Genomic DNA, 18,896 nt, shown 5'->3' with positions numbered 1-18,896 from the left:
GTAAACATGAGCCTTGAAACTGTAAACAAAAATATAGATATAGACGAATTAAAAGAAGTTGAAGAGTATTGGGTTACTACGTTAAATGAAATACAACAATGTAAAATTCCAGCTGACAATCATTCGGAAAAATTAGATTTAGGTATTGAAAAAATTCATATTAAAAGCAATGTAGCTAACCTGCTTTTTGAGATGTGCCAAAGTCAAAACTTATCAATATATGTATTTATGCAAACTGTATTAAAAGTTTTAATGTATAAAATAAGTGGGCAAAGAAAAATTACAATAGGAACACCTATGTATCAAAGTGTTGATGAAAATTCACAAAAAATAAATAAACTATTGCCGCTTTACAATATTGTAGACCAAAATCTTAAGTTTAAAGATTTACTTTTAAATGTGAAGAATACTACATTGGATGTATATAATAAGCAATACTATCCTTTGGGAGATATTAGCAAGTCATTAGATTCTAATGAAAAGTTTAATGTTAATTTACTTTTTGAAACAATACATTCTATATCTTATGTGGGTGAGTATCTTTCTAATCAGCCGAGTACATTAAACTTTATTTGTATAAAAGACAAGGATAGTTTTTGGGTTGAATTATTTTATAATAAAATGTCATATAATAAAAGAACAATTTGCAGAATGTTGGAATTTTATCAAAATATATTAGAACAAGTTTTAAATAATATGAATTGTAAATGTTCTAATATCGAATTAGTATCTACTAAAGAGAAGCAAGAAATTGTTGAAGGTTTTAATAGTAAAAACATGCAGTATCAGGTATTAGAAAATAATATATCTGAACTTTTTGAAAATAACGTTAAAATTTATCGTGATATGGTTGCTATCCAGTTTAATGGTGAACAGCTCACATATCAAGAATTGAATGATAAAGTAAATCAGTTAGCAAATTACTTACAGAAGCAAGGTTTGAAAAAGGATATGGTTGTAGGAATCATGTTAGAGCGATCGTTAGATCTAGTAGCCACAATTTTAGCAGTTTTAAAATTAGGATCCACGTATTTGCCAATTGATTTAATAAATCCGGTTAACAGAATAAACTATATGTTAGAAGATAGTGATGCGTCTTTTGTAATTACTAGTAAATTTGCACTAAAAGGTATAAAGCTTAGTACAAATACCATTGTTTTAGATCGAGAAAAATTAGGTTCTGAATCTACAAACTTTAAAAATAGACATGCAGAGGATCTAGGACAAGGGCCAGCTTACATTATTTACACATCAGGTTCAACTGGAAAACCTAAAGGAGTAAGCGTCGAACATAAAGCAGTATGTAACTTCATTGATGGGATGGCTAGGAATATACCATTGAGAGAGAATATGTCAATTTTAGCGTTAACAAGTATTTCTTTTGATATATTTTTTGTCGAAACAATATTTGCTCTAGTAAATGGAATCAGAGTTGTTATAGCAAAGGAAAAACAATGTAGCAATCCTTTAGCTATAAAAGAATTAATCTTCAATCACAAGATAGATATCTTACAGATGACACCTTCTAGATTAAGATTATTACTTGATAATGAGGAATATTCTAAGTGTCTAAAAAGGGTTTCTATTCTTCTTGTAGGAGGAGAAGTATTTTCTTCAAAATTATTAAATGAGGTTAAAACTATAACAGATTCAAGAATTTTTAATTTATACGGTCCTACTGAAACAACAATCTGGTCCACAATTAAAGAACTTACTAATGAAACACACGTAACTATAGGAAAACCGCTTCCACATTATAAATGTTACATATTAAATAAAGAGAAAAATGTACAACCAGTAGGAGAAATTGGAGAATTATATATTTCTGGGGAATGTTTAGCTAAAGGGTATATAAATCTTTCTGAAATGACAAATGAAAAGTTCATTTCAAATCCTTTTGTTTTAGAAGAACGGATGTACAAAACAGGAGATTTAGCTAGATGGCTTCCAAATGGTGAAATAGAATATATTGGTCGAAACGATTCTCAAGTGAAAATTAATGGGTATCGCTTAGAGCTGGAGGAAATAGAGAAACAATATTTAAAATTTGGAGATGTAACAGATGTAGTTGTACTCAAATGGGGAAATAAGGATGGTTCAAGTTATCTTTGTGCATATATTCAAGGCAAAGAAAAAATTTCAATTGAACAGTTGCAAGGTTTTATATCAAGAAATTTACCAAGTTATATGGTACCTAAGGCGGTAATACAATTAGATCAAATGCCACTAACTATTAATGGGAAATTGGATAAGAAGGCACTACCTAATCCTGCCTTAGTTGTACAAAAAGAGTATATAGAACCAAGAGATGATAAAGAAAGAATAATAGCGGAAATATGGGGAAAAGTTTTGGGCTTTGAAAAGATAGGTATTGAAGAAGATTTCTTTATGCTCGGTGGAAACTCTTTAAAAGCTATTCAAATTGTAAACTGTCTAGAGAATGAGTACTCCTTAGGTACTACAGTAAGTACTTTGTTTGAAAATAGAACAATTTCTAGATTAGCTGAATCAATTCAAGAGAAAAAGAATAATAATGAATTAATATCTGCCTATCCAGACCCTTTAAATTTACATAAACCCTTTCCGCTAACTGCTGTACAATCAGCATATCTTTTAGGAAGAGATGATCAATTTGAGTTAGGCGGCGTTTCTACCCATGGTTACTATGAGATAGAAACAACTTTAGATATAACAAAGTTTAATGATAGTTTGCAAAAAGTAATTGAACGCCATCCGATGTTAAGAGCAATCATTTTGCCTACTGGAGAACAACAAATACTTATAGATGTTCCTAAATACAAAATCGAAATAGAAAACATCCAACATCTAGATGCAGTAGAACAAGAACTGATAATTAAAGAAGAACGGGAACGAATGTCCCATTTTATTTTCAAGTCGGACACATGGCCTCTATTTGAATATAAGGCATTCAAAATATCAGATAATAGACATATACTTTGTATTAGTTTTGACGCAATAATAGCAGATGGTATCAGTATGCAAATTGTAGGATCTGAAATAATGGAATTTTATAAAAACCCTAATATACAATTGCCACAAGTAGAGATTTCTTTTAGAGATTATATGTTAAGTTATCAAAAACAAAAGAATACAGATGAATATATGGATGATAGGGAATATTGGTTACAAAAATTAAAGGATTTCCCACCAGCTCCATCGTTACCTTTGTTACAAAATCCAAAATTGTTAACAAAGCCACGTTTTAATAGATTACAATTTAATTTGAATAAAAAGGAATGGGACTCCTTAAAGAACATTGCGAAATCCATGAACATTACTCCGTCAGTATTATTGTGTACAACGTATGCAAAAGTATTAAGTATCTGGAGTAATGTGGAGAGATTTGCATTGAATTTAACAGTATTTAATCGTCTTCCAGTCCATCCAATGATAGAACATGTTGTGGGGGACTTTACTTCGCTATTATTAATGGATATTGAATTGCAAGGGGAAGAAGCATTTAGTGAAAGTGCTCAACGTATTCAAAGATCTTTAATTCAAGCGTTAGATCATAAAAACTATGATGGTGTGGAATTTATTAGGGAATATAGCAAATTGCATGAATTAGGTACAGAAGTGGCTATGCCAATTGTATTTACTAGTATGTTAACAGAAAATAATAAATTTAGTTGGGAAAATTTTGGAGAGGTAAAAATAAGCTCTTTTCAAACTTCTCAAGTATATTTGGATTATCAAGTTATGGAGATAAAGGGAGATTTACAGATTACATGGGATTATGTAGAGGACTTATTTGATGAACAGGTTATTGGATCGATGTTTTCTCAATACATCGATATGTTACATCATTTAGTGGAATCGAAAGATTTAATTCAATTAAATCTTCCTAAGGTTGATGAAAATATAGTTAAGCAGTATAACCAAACCGAGAAAGAAACTGAAAAAACAACATTACACAATTTATTTGTTAGACAAGCACAGAAAACACCAGATTATACAGCGGTTATTATGGAAGAAGAGAGCTTGACATATGAAGAATTACATGAAAAATCTAATCAAGTCGCAAGATATTTACAAGAAAAAGGAGTAGGAAAAGGTTCACTAGTTGGGGTGCTTGCACAACGTTGCCCAGATACGATTGTAAATATTTTAGGGATTTTAAAAACAGGAGCAGCATATGTGCCAGTAGATCCAGAATATCCACAAGAACGTATTGACTACATCTTAAATAATAGCCAATGTGATTTATTATTGACACCGGATGTGTATTCAAAAGAGGGTTTACATTCTTGTTCTATAGAAGATGTGGAGAATGAAAGTAGTCCAGATGATATAGCTTACATTATTTACACTTCTGGAAGCACAGGGAAGCCTAAAGGGGTAATAATTACTCATGAATCAGCAGTTAATACCATTTTAGATATGAATCAAAAATTCCAAGTAAATGAAGATGATCGTTTTATTGGTCTCTCATCTATTTGTTTTGATTTATCTGTATATGACATTTTTGGTGCTTTGAGTAGTGGAGCTTCAATTGTTCAGATTAAGGATCAAAGGGATATTCAAGAAGTCATAGAAACAATTAACAAGTATGGTATTACCATTTGGAATTCGGTTCCGGCTATTATGGATTTAACAATTGAATTTATAGAATCTATGAAAGAATATCAAGATAACGAATTACGTCTTGTATTGTTAAGTGGGGATTGGATTCCATTGACATTACCAGAGAAAATTCGGAAATATTTTGGAAAAGCGCAAATTAATTCATTAGGAGGGGCCACTGAAGCTTCAATATGGTCTATTTATTATCCAATTAATGAAATAAACCCTGAGTGGAAAAGCATTCCATACGGAATGCCATTAGCGAATCAAAAATTTTATGTTTTAAATTATGCAGGACAGGTTTGTCCAGTAGAGGTCGAAGGAGAACTCTATATTGGAGGAATAGGCCTAGCACAAGGATATAAAAATGATGATACAAAAACAAAAAATGCATTTATAGAACATCCTACATTGGGCCGTTTGTATAAAACAGGGGACTATGGAGTGTTAAGAAAAGAAGGATATATTGAATTTTTAGGTCGAAAAGATCAACAAATTAAGATTAGAGGATACCGAGTAGAATTAGGTGAAGTGTCTAATCAATTATTAGAGCATAAGAATGTTCAACAAGCAGTAGTAATAGATCAAGTAGATTCAAACGGGAAAAAATTCCTATGTGCGTATATTGTTGTAGATGATGAAAAAGTCATGGAAACTATTCGAGAATATCTAGCACAAAAGTTGCCAGAATATATGATTCCGCAATATTTTGTAAAATTAGAGCAATTGCCACTGACTCCGAATGGAAAGATCGATCGTAAAGTGTTGCCAGAACCTAAGTTGATAGAAGATGATAAGAGTTTAAATATCGAGTATCCAAATACAGAGATAGAGAAAAAAATCGGTAGTATATGGGAAGGTGTATTAGGTATATCCCCTATTGATATACACAGTGATTTTCTAAAATTAGGCGGTAATTCTATTGCTATGATACAAGTGGTGAATTCCATAAATAAAGAATTTAAAATAAACGTGGGAATTAAAAAGTTTATTGAATTGAGAACGATTTTTAAACTTTCAAAAGAAATTGAATCCTGCAAACAAGAAGAAATAATACATGAAGAACATGATAGTAAGACAGCAGACTGGGAAAATTTATATAATCCTTTTCCATTAACAGAAGTACAAACAGCCTATTGGCTAGGAAGAGAGAATACGTTTGAAATGGGAGGGGTGTCTACACATAGTTATGTAGAAATAGAGACACCAGTTAATATAGAAAGGTTGAATAAAGCTTTACAAGAAATGATTCAACGACATCCAATGTTAAGAGGTATAATTTTACCATCTGGAGAACAAAAAATACTAGAAACTGTTCCAGATTATCTCATAAAGGTAGTTGATTTATCTTATCTTGACGATAAATCAAGACAAGAGGAAATTATTAAGGAACGAAATAAAATGTCACATCATGTTTTTGATAGTAGTCAATGGCCTTTATTTGAATTCCGTGCATTAAAAATAGCAGAGAATCTACATATTCTTTGTGTTAGCTTTGATTTATTGATAATGGATGGAGCCAGTATGATTCATATCTTTTCCAAAGAATTGTTAGAACTGTATTTGAATCCAAATAAGAAGCTTCCTAAATTAGAATTTACGTTTAGAGACTACATTACAGAACATATAAAGTTTAAAAATACAAAAAAATATAGTACGGATAAAGCCTATTGGTTGTCTAAATTGAAGGGTTTTCCTTTTGCACCGGAACTACCAATGAAACAGGAACCAAATTTAATAAAAAATCCAAAGTTTAAAAGATTGGAATATAAAATATCTCGAAATATTTGGAGTAAACTCAAAAAGATTGCACAAAGTTATAGCATAACGCCTTCAGTTTTATTGTGTACGTCTTATGCAGAAATACTTGCAAAATGGAGTAATCAGCCTAAATTAGCTATTAATACAACATTATTTAACAGGGAGCCTTTTCATGAACATGTTAATAGAATTATAGGTGATTTCACAATGATTTCCTTGCTAGATGTTGATTTTAGTCAGGGGGAACTTTCTTTTGCTAATCGTGCACAACAGTTGCAAGAGGTATTAATAGAAGCTTTAGAGCATAAATCGTATGATGGTATAGACTTTGTAAGGGAATTCTCAAATTTTCATAACTTAAATGGAAAAGCAGTGATGCCAATTGTATTTACTAGTATGCTATTTCCAGAAAAAGAAGAGGTAGATTGGACAGACTTAGGAGAAGTTAAATTGGGAGTCAGTCAAACTTCTCAAGTATATTTGGATTATCAAGTTATGGAGATAAAGGGAGATTTACAGATTACATGGGATTATGTAGAGGACTTATTTGATGAACAAGTGATTGGATCGATGTTTTCTCAATACATCGAAATGTTACATCATTTAGTGGAATCGAAAGATTTAGCTCAATTAACTCTTCCTAGGATTGATGAAAATATAGTTAAGCAGTATAACCAAACCGAGAAAGAAACTGAAAAAACAACATTACACAATTTATTTGCTAGACAAGCACAGAAAACACCAGATTATACAGCGGTTATCATGGAAGAAGAGAGCTTGACATACCAAGAATTAAATGAAAAATCTAATCAAGTCGCAAGGTATTTACAAGAAAAAAGAGTAGGAAAGGGTTCACTAGTTGGGGTGCTTGCACAACGTTGCCCAGATACGATTGTAAATATTTTAGGGATTTTAAAAACAGGAGCGGCATATGTACCAGTAGATCCAGAATATCCACAAGAACGTATTGACTACATCTTAAATAATAGCCAATGTGATTTATTATTGACACCGGATGTGTATTCAAAAGAGGGTCTACATTCTTGTTCTATAGAAGATGTGGAAAATGAAAGTAGTCCAAATGATACAGCTTACATTATTTACACTTCTGGAAGCACAGGGAAGCCTAAAGGGGTAATAATTACTCATGAATCAGCAGTTAATACCATTTTAGATATGAATCAAAAATTCCAAGTAAATGAAGATGATCGTTTTATTGGTCTCTCATCTATTTGTTTTGATTTATCCGTATATGACATTTTTGGTGCTTTGAGTAGTGGAGCTTCAATTGTTCAGATTAAGGATCAAAGGGATATTCAAGAAGTCATAGAAACAATCGACAAGTATGATATTACCATTTGGAATTCGGTTCCAGCTATTATGGATTTAACAATTGAATTTATAGAATCTATGAAAGAATATCAAGATAACGAATTACGTCTTGTATTGTTAAGTGGGGATTGGATTCCGTTGACATTACCAGAGAAAATTTGGAAATATTTTGGGGAAGCACAAATTAATTCATTAGGAGGAGCCACAGAAGCTTCAATATGGTCTATTTATTATCCGATTAATGAAATAAACCCTGAGTGGAAGAGCATTCCATACGGAATGCCATTAGCAAATCAAAAATTTTATGTTTTAAATTATGCAGGACAGGTTTGTCCAGTAGAGGTAGAAGGAGAACTCTATATTGGAGGAATAGGCCTAGCACAAGGATATAAAAATGATGATATAAAAACAAAAAATGCATTTATAGAACATCCTACATTTGGGCGCTTGTATAAAACAGGGGACTATGGAGTGTTAAGAAAAGAAGGATATATTGAATTTTTAGGTCGAAAAGATCAACAAATTAAGATTAGAGGATACCGAGTGGAATTAGGTGAAGTGTCTAATCAACTATTAGAGCATAAGAATGTTCAACAAGCAGTAGTAATAGATCAAGTAGATTCAGACGGGAAAAAATTCTTATGTGCGTATATTGTTGTAGATGATGAGAAAGTCATGGAAACTATTCGAGAGTATCTAGCACAAAAGTTGCCAGAATATATGATTCCGCAATATTTTGTAAAATTAGAGCAATTGCCACTGACTCCGAATGGAAAGATCGATCGTAAGGTGTTACTTGCTTTGGAAATAAGAAAAAATAAATTGGAAGAAAAAGCCCCTAAGTTGTTAACACGAACAGAAAATATAATTAAACAGTTAATCGGTGAGGTATTACATGTTGAGGATATTAACTTAAATAAAAGCTTTTTTGAACTGGGAGGATCATCTATACATCTAATTCAAATGCATAGGAAGCTAGAACAATTATATCCTGGGAAATGTAAAATAACAGATATGTTTATTCATAACACCGTATCAAAGTTAGCAAAGTTTATTGATAAAAATGATATTGAGATATCGAAAGCTCAAAATATTTATATTGCTGAAGGACAAATTACAGCATTATTAACACAAAAAATTAGAAGCATTGCTCATAAAGAAAAAGTACAGTTAGAAGATTTATTAATAGCTTTCTCAACGTATTTGTTTACAAAAATAACAAATAAGATGAATATGAAAGTTCAAACGTTATTGGATAGTGAAAATGTAAAAACTATTACTTTAGATATGAACAATTTACATGATTTCAATACTATGTTTAAAGAAATTTATAAGCAGCGTAAGCAAATTATAAACGTAAAGACAACCAATAATAAACATTTGGAAAGTAACAATTTTGATTACCTTATGTATAATCAAACATTCTTGAAGGGGAAAATTGAATCTTTAGCACTGTCTAATACTAGTATAGAAATTAAGGAATTAAATAATATAGTTCATTTTACAATTAAATCTAATAAGGAAAGAATAGCGATGCACACATTACAGGAACTATCTAATATGTTTATCAAGCTAATAGAAATGATAATAAGTAAATATTCCATTAAGGGGTAGGTTTTATGGAAAAGATTGCAATGTTATTTCCGGGACAGGGTTCTCAATATGTTGGAATGGGGAAAGCTCTTTGTGAAGAGTTTTCCCTTGCTAAAATGGTATTTGAAGAAGCGTCAGACGTTTTACACATGGATTTGAAGAAAATATGTTTTTCAGGAGATTCTAAGGTATTAACAAGTACTGAGAATGCACAACCTGCTATTCTAACAACAAGTGTAGCTATGTTTCGTGTATATTTACAGGAGTTTGGTGTTTTTCCTGATTATGTCGCTGGCCATAGTTTAGGCGAGTTTTCAGCATTAACTTGTATGCAAGCAATTTCATTTTCTGATGCTCTAAAATTAGTTAGAACAAGGGGACAGTTAATGAAAGCGGCCAGTGATATGCATACTGGGATGATGTTAGCTATAAATAACTCTGATAAGAATATTGTAAAGGAAGTTTTAGAGAAGTTAAATGAACAAGGTAATCTAGTAAGTATTGCTTGTTATAATTCCCCGACTCAAACAGTTATTTCAGGTGATACGCAGGCCATTCATCAAGTGGAGAGCTTTTTGAAACAAAAAAAAGTTAGTACAAGCTTATTGAATGTTAGTGCCCCTTTTCATTCAAGTTTAATGGAATCAGTAGCCAAAAGTTTTACAAAACATTTAGATAATAATAAATATCATTCATTTAAAGGGAAAATTATTTCAAATACTACAGCTTTGCCCTATGTTAGCATAGAAGAAATGAAAAGGAACCTAACACTTCAAATCACTAAAGCAGTTAAATGGAGTCAAACAATAGGATACCTAAAAAATCAAGGAGTAACGGTAGCAATTGAAATGGGTCCTAAAGGTGTATTAACTAATTTGTCTAAAGGACATGTTCAAGAAATGGAATTTTTTTCTTATGATAAAGGGACGGATAAAAAGCTATTATTTGACAGATTGAATGTTGCTCCACGACCTAAATATTCATTGATAACTAGATGCTTAGGAATGATGGTAGCAACAAAAAACTATAATATGGATACTTCTGAATATATGTCAGAGGTTATTAATTCAATCAGGATATTACGCAATATTCAAGAGGATCTTGAATTAAATGATAAAAAACCATCTATAGAACAAATGCATTATGCATTAAAACTTCTTAAAACAGTATTTGATACAAAAAGAGTTCCTTTTCAGGAACAACAAAAACGTTTTGAAAAATTATATGAAGAAACTGGAGTAAAATACTCTTTTTAATTTGAATTTTCAATGAAGTTTTTAAGGATGGAGGAGAATCATGCTAGATTTTAAGGATATAAAATTTGAAGATCTCATGGACAATAGTTCGAAAAATAAAGAGTTAGATAAAAGTGATAATGATATTGCGATAATTGGCATGGCGGGTATATTTCCATTAGCTGATAATGTTGAAAGTTTTTGGGAGAATATACGTTTAGGTACAGATTGTGTTCATTCTATTCCAAATTTGAGAAAAGAACATGCGGATAAATATTTACATCATGTAAATATATTGAATACAAATGAATATAGATACAAAAAAATGGGTTATATTGATCGGATAGATAATTTTGATTACAAATTTTTTAATTTATCACCTAAAGAAGCAAGTTTAATGGACCCGAAACAAAGATTATTTCTTCAAGTTGCGTATCAAGCTATTGAGCATGCTGGTTATGGAGGGAAAAGGCTGAATGGCACAGAGACAGGAGTATTTGTAGGGCATAGTGAACTAGGCGGAATAAACTATAGAGAAATGATTCAAAATATTGAACCAGATTCATATATGACAGGATTTATTGGGAATTTACCATCGATTATTCCAAGTAGAATATCTTATCTCTTAGACTTAAAAGGGCCAAGCATGTTAATTGATACGTCTTGTTCATCATCACTTACCTCATTATATTTAGCATGTCAGGCTATTAGAAATGGAGATTGTAAACAAGCCATTGTTGGTACTACGCATATTAATTTATTGCCATTTGAAATAGAACAAAAGTTAGGCATTGAGGCTTCGGATTATAGAACGAGATCATTTGACGATGGGGCGGAAGGGACTGGATCTGGAGAGGGAGTTATAGCCATTCTAATAAAGCCTTTACATTGTGCGATAGAAGATGGTGATCATATAGAAGCTGTTATTAAGGGAGGGGCAATTAACCAAGATGGAAATTCAATTGCTTTGACAGCACCAAATGTAGAAGCTCAAGAAAAGGTAATTTGTCAAGCGTGGGAAAATGCTGGAGTATCTCCCGAAGATATTACGTATATAGAAGCACATGCTACAGGGACGTCTCTAGGTGATCCAATTGAAATAGCTGGTTTAGAAAAAGCGTTTGAAAGGTTTACTGAGCGAAAGCAATTTTGTGCAATCGGTTCTGTAAAGTCTAATTTAGGACATTTAGAGGCAGCGGCTGGATTGGCTGGAGTTGTAAAGAGTGTCATGGCCATGAAAATGAAGGAGTTGCCACCTTCAATCCATTTTTACCGTCCTAATCGTAAAATAGAATTTGAGTCATCTCCTGTATTTGTGAATGATTTGTTACTACCTTGGGAAAATGGAGGGAAAGCTAGGGTTTGTGGTGTAAGTTCATTTGGAATGAGTGGAACTAATTGCCATATTGTCTTGTCAGAATGGAATAATGAGAATTCTGTAAATAACCATCAATATAATAACATGTTTCATTTATTAACTATCTCAGCAAAAAGTGAAAAAGCAGTGAAAGAATTAATAAAAAAATACCAAAAATTATTAAATGAAAACCAGTATGACCTTAGAGATTTATGTTATACAGCAAATACTGGAAGAGGGCATTATAATTACCGTCTTGCTATCATATTCCAAAGTGAGGAAGAACTTAAGACAAAATTAAATTTGCTAGTTACTGAAGAAAATTTAAAAAATCAAAAAAAACAAGGGGTTTTTTGGGGGGAATACTCACTAATAAATAGAAGGACAGATGAAAACATAAAAGTTTTAAGTGAGTTAAACATAAAAAAGTCAAGCCAAGAAGCGTTAAGATATATAAATCAAATAGAAAATCCTTATTACGTAAAAGGAAATGAATTGCAAAATATATGTGAATACTACATTGAAGGAGCAGATATTGATTGGGGTTTTCTGTATAAAGGTGAATTGCGGAAAAAAGTAATTTTACCTGTATATGTATTTGACAAATACCCATGCTGGTTAAGTATCCCAGAAAAAAATGACAGTAAAGAGTTTAGTTTGAATATTTCTCATTTACTAAAAGACTCTAAGGTGCCTGCTGATTTAAAAAAAGAAATAGAAAATTTAACAATGAAATGGGATAGTTATATATCAATTAATAACAGTGTTGAGGATATATTAAGTGAAATAAAAATAGTTGGAAAAGATAAACAAAATTATTCTAAAAATGAATTACTTGTAGCAAAGGTATGGGCAGAAGAATTAGGATTAAAGACTATTCATATAATTGATAACTTCTTTGAACTAGGTGGCGATTCAATAATAGCTTTAAAAGTTATCAATAAATTGAATAGATATTTATCTTTAGAGTGGAAAGTTACTGATTTATTAAAATACCCAATTTTTAAAGATTTAATAAGGCATATAGATAAAGACGCTAGTGAAAAAGTTACTAAATTAAAAAATGACATTGAGTTAAGTAAAGTAATGGATTACTACCCCATTTCATCTGCCCAAAAAAGAATATATATAATGGAACAATTTACAAGTGGAACAACAACGTATAATATGCCACAAGCTTTTATACTAGAGGGGAATTTAAATTTAGAAAAAGTAAAACAATCCTTTCTCGATCTAATGGAAAAACAAGAGTCATTAAGAACTTCATTTCAGTTAATTAATGGCCAACCTGTACAAAAAATCCATGCTTCACTGCCATTTGAAGTTGAAGAAATAAAAATTAAAGAAAATATAAATACAACTATTCGGAATTTTATTAGACCATTTAATTTACAAGAACCACCATTATTTCGAGTAGGTATTGGTGAAATAGAAGAAAATAAATATTTATTATTACTAGACATTCATCATATCATTGCAGATGGAACTTCTATGGCGATTTTTACAAATGAATTTATAAAAGCATATTCGGGACAAGAGATTTATAAACCAAATAGACAATATAAGGACTTTACAAATTGGAAAGAAAATATGGTAAATAGTCATGAATATCAAAAACAAGAGGAATTTTATAAAAGAATTTTCTCAGGAGAGATACCAATTCTAAATTTACCGACTGATTTTTCACGGTCTGATAGGCTAACATATAGTGGAGAAAAATTTATTTGCTATTCTTCAAAAGAATTAGAAAGTAAGTTGAGAAAGTTAGCATTAACAGCCGAAACAACTTTATTTACTGTTTTGTTATCAGCTTATTATCTTTTAATGTATAAATATACTCTTCAAAAGGATATTGTAGTTGGCACGTTAATAAATGGTCGCCCACATTATTATTTAGAAAATGTTATAGGGATGTTTGTTGACACAATTCCTATAAGAACTAGCATACAAACAAATCAAAGCTTTTTTGACTTTATGAGAAACACAAAGAAAAATGTTATGGAGTTCTTTGATAATTCGAATTATCCATTCGAAAAAATAGTTGAAAATATAAAAGTAAAACGTGAAGCAGCAAGAAATCCTTTATTTGATACAATGTTTGTACTTCAAAATATGGAGAAACCTAATTTTGATTTTGAGGGTGTTTCTTTGGAAAAGTATCCATTTGAAAATACTACTTCTATGTTTGATATTACGTTGTTTGCTTCTGAACAAGCTCAGGGTATAGAATTTACATTTGAATTTAGTACTCAACTGTTTAAAAGAGAAACAATTAAAATGATGAGTGAACATTATTTGAAGATCTTAGATGATATTACTTCAAACCCTGAAATACAGATTAATGATATTTTGAGAGAAAAGCCTACGCAAATTAATTTAAATGTAGAAAATATAGAGTTTCAATTTTGAATTCATTAGAAAGGTGAATGAAAATGGGTAAAGCAACGAATGATCCGTATGTAACAAATCAAATTTTTGAGAATCAAAAAGGTTATTGGAAAGAAAAACTAAAAGGAGAAGTTGCTATGAGCAGCTTCCCAACAGATAAGTCACGTGTTTTATTAAAAGAATATAAAAAAGAAATTGTAAAATTAAAATTTCCTGATGAATTGGTAAGAGATGTTTTTCGGATAAGTAAAAATTCTGAGTTAGGAACCTATATTTTATTACTATCAGGAATCATGTATTTAGTATATAAATATACTGATAATGAAGATGTTGTTATTGGAACTCCTATAATTAATATGGGAGGGGATGAGAAGACAATAAATCAGTTACTTACTTTAAGAAAGAAAATTAATAGTCAAATAAGCTTTCGAGATTGGATAAATGAAGTTAAAGGAGTTGTAGTGGAAGCATTACAAAATCAAGAAATTCCTTACCAAACGATTTTACAAGAGAATAAAATCTTATTAGAAGATGAAAAAATGCCCTTGTTCCCAATAGTTACATTACTAGAAGAAATACAAGATATAAATTACATAAAGCCGATATTTGCGGATATTGCATTTATATTTAATTTAAACGACGGCATTGAAATAAAAGTTGAATTTAATGAAAACGTATATTTTAGAGAAACAATAGAGGCGATGCTACGTACACTAATATTGTATTATGAGGAGACAACAACAAATCCAGATGTTCTACTAAAAAATATAAATGCTACATCTGAATATGATTCTAACAAAATTTTATTTGAATTTAATTCCAATATAGAGGCGATTAATCAAGAATTTAATGAACCAATTCATGTCTTAATAGAAAAACAAGCAAAATTAACACCGAATAAAATAGCTTTAAAGTTTGAAGAAACAGTACTAACTTTTGAGGAGCTTAATAAATGTGCTAATCGTTTAGCTCAGTATTTAATTAGCGAGTATACCATAGATTCAAATGAGTGTGTAGGTATCTTACTTGAGAGATCACATTATACCATTATAGCAATGTTAGGGGTTTTAAAAGCAGGCGCTTCTTATGTACCTATTGATCCGACTTTACCTACAAATAGAATTAAAAATATTATAGATAATACTGCAATAAAAGTTATTATTTCGAAATCTAATTATGTTCAGATGCTAAATAAACTTCAGTGGGAATGTTTCGAATTTAAAGCTTATGTATGTTTGGATAGTAATAACATTGAAGAAGTGGAAGATACACATAATAATGAATTAATGGATCCGAAATTATGGAATCATATTGGAGCTAGTACAAATAATAGAATAGGTATGGGTGGTTGGATAAATAGTTATACAGGAGAAGAATTTAGTAGGGAGGAGATGGAAGAGTATTCAAATAACGTTTTGAGAAAATTGACTCCTTATTTACATGAAAATATTCGTGTATTGGAAATAGGTTGTGCATCTGGTATTACAATGTACAAGATAGCGCCATATTGTAAATTATATTATGGTACTGATATGTCAAATGTGACTATTGAAAAAAATAAAAACTACATTAAAAAACAGGGTATTGAAAATATTAAATTAGAATGTTTAGCAGCTCATGAAATTGGGCAAATTAAGCAGAAATTTGATGTGATTATTATTAATAGTACAGTTCAATATTTTCCAGGTCATAATTACTTGAAAAAGGTTATAAATATTGCCACAGATATGTTGGATCAGAAAGGTGTTATATTTCTTGGTGATATAATGGATCAGGATAAAAAATCTGAAATGATTGAATCACTTGTTCATTTTTCTAAAAGTAACCCAAATTATAGAACCAAAGTTGATTTTTCATCAGAGTTATTTCTAGCAAAATCTTGGTTTAATGATTTGCAAATAAAAAGCCATATAATTCATTCATTAAATATATCGGGAAAAAATTGCAAAATTGAAAATGAGCTGACAAAGTATCGCTATGATGTGATTTTAGAAGTAAATAAACTCATAGTAAAAGAGTCTAATGAATCTAATCTGTTGAAAAAACAGCATGATTATAAGAAGTTGTTAGAGTATAGTTCTGAAAATCTTGATTTACAGATACAAGAGAATCAAATAGCGTATGTTATTTTCACATCGGGATCAACTGGAAAGCCTAAAGGAGTACAAATACAACATCAGGCACTTACTAACTTTGTAGAAGCTATGAGGAATATATTAAATGAAAAACAAACTACTGTAATGTTAGCATTAACAGGTATATCATTTGATATATTTATTTTAGAATCTTTATATTCATTAGCGGTAGGATTAAAAGTTATAATTGCAAATGAGAAGCAACATATGAATATTAAAGAAATAAATAAATTAATTATGGATAATCAAGTTGATATAATACAATTGACACCTTCAAGATTAAAATTATTAATTGAGGATGCAAGCGGTCTTGAAAAATTAAAAGTAATTATAGTAGGCGGAGAATCTTTTCCAAAAGAATTACTAAAACAGGTTCAGCAGCATACAACAGCTGATATTTATAATGCATACGGTCCTACAGAAGCTACAGTGTGGGCTACATATAAAAAAGTTACTAAAGATACTGAAATAACGATCGGAACCCCTCTTATGAATTATCAGTGCTTTATTGTTAATCCAAATGATTACTTAAAGTTACAACCTATTGGTGGGGTTGGAGAATTAGTTATAGCTGGTAAAGGCTTGTCAAAAGGGTATCTAAACAATCATAAATTAAACAAAGAACAATTTGTTAATAATCCTTTTAGTGAAGAATCCTTAATGTATAAAACTGGAGATTTAGCTCGCTATCTTCCAACAGGAGACATTCAATTTCTAGGAAGAAAAGATAATCAAGTTAAGTTAAATGGATATAGAATAGAGCTAGAAGAAATTGAATCTATATTAAAAAATTATTATTGTATCGAAGAAGCTAAAGTGATAGTGAAACAAGATGAAAAAGCGACTTTATATGCCTTTTTGGTTATAAAAGAGGAAAAAGAGTTTAGTGGTTCAGAATTACGTAAGTATTTGTTAGGAATATTACCGAAATATATGGTCCCATCAAACTTTATATGTATAGATAAAATACCATTAAATGCAAATGGGAAAACTGATCGAAATGCATTATTACAAATACTTCAAAAAAGAGAAAAGAATAAAAGAGTTGAACCAAGTAGTGAAAGAGAAAAACTACTTGCAGACTTATGGGGGAAAGTATTAAATACTGAGTTTATTAGTATTTATGACAATTTCTTCGAACTTGGTGGTAATTCTATAAAAGCGATAGAGATAATTTCTGAGTTGGTAGATTTATTCGAGGTATCTATTAATGACGTATATGCATTTCCTACAATTTTTGAGTTTGCAAAGAACATGACTTATAAGCAAAATTATTTAAAAAACAAACTAGATAAAATAACACAAGACATAGGTTTAATAAATCATAACGATATTGAAGCATTAGAGGAATATAAAGATATCTATACTAATGATGTTAAGCGCTATTCTAATGAAGTTCTTTTGTCACAAAAGAATTATAACAATATATTTTTAACAGGAGGAACAGGGTACCTAGGAATTCATTTAGTTAATGAAATATTAAACAGAACAGAATCAACTATATATCTATTAGTCAATTCAATTTCAGTAGAAGCTGCTAAAGAAAAATTAAATAAAAGATTTCTTTATTACTTTAATGAAGAAAATCTATTAAAGAAATATCAATCCAGAATCAATATTATCTTAGGAGATATTACCCAAAATAAATTTGGTATGGAATGTAAGGAATATGAGAAACTGTCTTATAAAATAGATTGTGTTCTTCATAGTGCGGCAAAAATAAAACATTATGGGAACTGGGAAGATTTCCATAATGTTAATATCGAAGGAACAAAAAATGTATTGAAGTTTGCAAAGACAGGTTTAAAAAAAGATTTCAACTATATATCTACACTTAGTATAGCAAGTGGTGGTGATTATGTCATATTTAGTGAATATGACAAAAAGGGAAATCATATGATTGAAAACTACTATTTAAGAAGTAAAGTACTAGCAGAAGAAGCTGTACTAGTTGCAAGGGATTCTGGACTGAATTGTAATATATATCGTTTGAATTCTTTATTTATGAATTATTGCTCCAAAAAAATGCCTTATAATTTTAGAGAAGAAGGCTTCTATATGGTAATAAAGGCAATGAATAATTTAGGAATCTATCCTTTTTTAATAAATCCAGTACTAGATTTATCAGGGGTAAATCAGGTAGCAGAAGCCATAGTAACCCTTTTTAATAAAGAGTGTCTTCAAAATGAGATTTTTCATGTTTTTAACCCTAATAAGATTAGTTGGAATGATATGGGGATTGTTGCTCAATCTTTGGGTATAGCGGTTGATGTTGTTAATTTTGATGATTTTGTTCAATATTTATCTAATCACCTTGAAGACCCAATGAAAAGACAATCTGTAATTCAAGTTTTATTAAATTCATTTTTATTTAGAAATACTAAGGAATCAAATTTTCTAAGAGTGTGTGACAGAACAAATTTAATGTTAGAGCGTTTAGGGTTTAAATGGTTATCAAATCATAATGAATATATAGAAAAATTTTATAATCAATTAGATTAAATAAAATAA

General features: G+C 30.3%; 4 protein-coding genes. All 4 read left to right on the top strand.

The features are described 5' to 3' along the window. The first annotated feature begins 6 nt into the window (after positions 1-6). The 4 genes from HMAS_RS14920 to HMAS_RS14905 are packed head-to-tail and all read left to right on the top strand — an operon-like array spanning position 7 to position 18,887. The gene (locus HMAS_RS14920; RefSeq protein ID WP_116344901.1) at positions 7-9,291 is read left to right on the top strand and encodes an amino acid adenylation domain-containing protein; all 9,285 of its coding nucleotides are present in this window, start codon (positions 7-9) and stop codon (positions 9,289-9,291) included. Between the two features lie 5 nt (positions 9,292-9,296). After that, positions 9,297-10,526 (top strand): ACP S-malonyltransferase, encoded by a 1,230-nt coding sequence (fabD, locus tag HMAS_RS14915; RefSeq protein ID WP_016122313.1) that lies wholly within the window; start codon positions 9,297-9,299, stop codon positions 10,524-10,526. Positions 10,527-10,566: 40 nt separating this feature from the next. Continuing rightward, the gene (locus HMAS_RS14910; protein ID WP_025710402.1) at positions 10,567-14,271 is read left to right on the top strand and encodes a condensation domain-containing protein; all 3,705 of its coding nucleotides are present in this window, start codon (positions 10,567-10,569) and stop codon (positions 14,269-14,271) included. Between the two features lie 23 nt (positions 14,272-14,294). After that, complete coding sequence (locus HMAS_RS14905; protein WP_025710403.1) at positions 14,295-18,887, top strand: AMP-binding protein; 4,593 nt, start codon at positions 14,295-14,297, stop codon at positions 18,885-18,887. Positions 18,888-18,896: the final 9 nt, after the last annotated feature.

The organism is Bacillus sp. HMA207 (genome assembly GCF_003402455.1).
In the GTDB taxonomy this organism is placed as follows: Bacteria; Bacillota; Bacilli; order Bacillales; family Bacillaceae_G; genus Bacillus_A; species Bacillus_A cereus.
Note: the sequence above shows the minus strand (reverse complement) of the source record. Positions and strands in the feature narration are given on the sequence as shown.

Bases quoted from the DNA above. Each gene is read 5' to 3' on its own strand.
- HMAS_RS14920 (WP_116344901.1), top strand. From the start codon at position 7: ATGAGCCTTGAAACTGTAAACAAAAATATAGATATAGACGAATTAAAA.
- fabD (WP_016122313.1), top strand. From the start codon at position 9,297: ATGGAAAAGATTGCAATGTTATTTCCGGGACAGGGTTCTCAATATGTT.
- HMAS_RS14910 (WP_025710402.1), top strand. From the start codon at position 10,567: ATGCTAGATTTTAAGGATATAAAATTTGAAGATCTCATGGACAATAGT.
- HMAS_RS14905 (WP_025710403.1), top strand. From the start codon at position 14,295: ATGGGTAAAGCAACGAATGATCCGTATGTAACAAATCAAATTTTTGAG.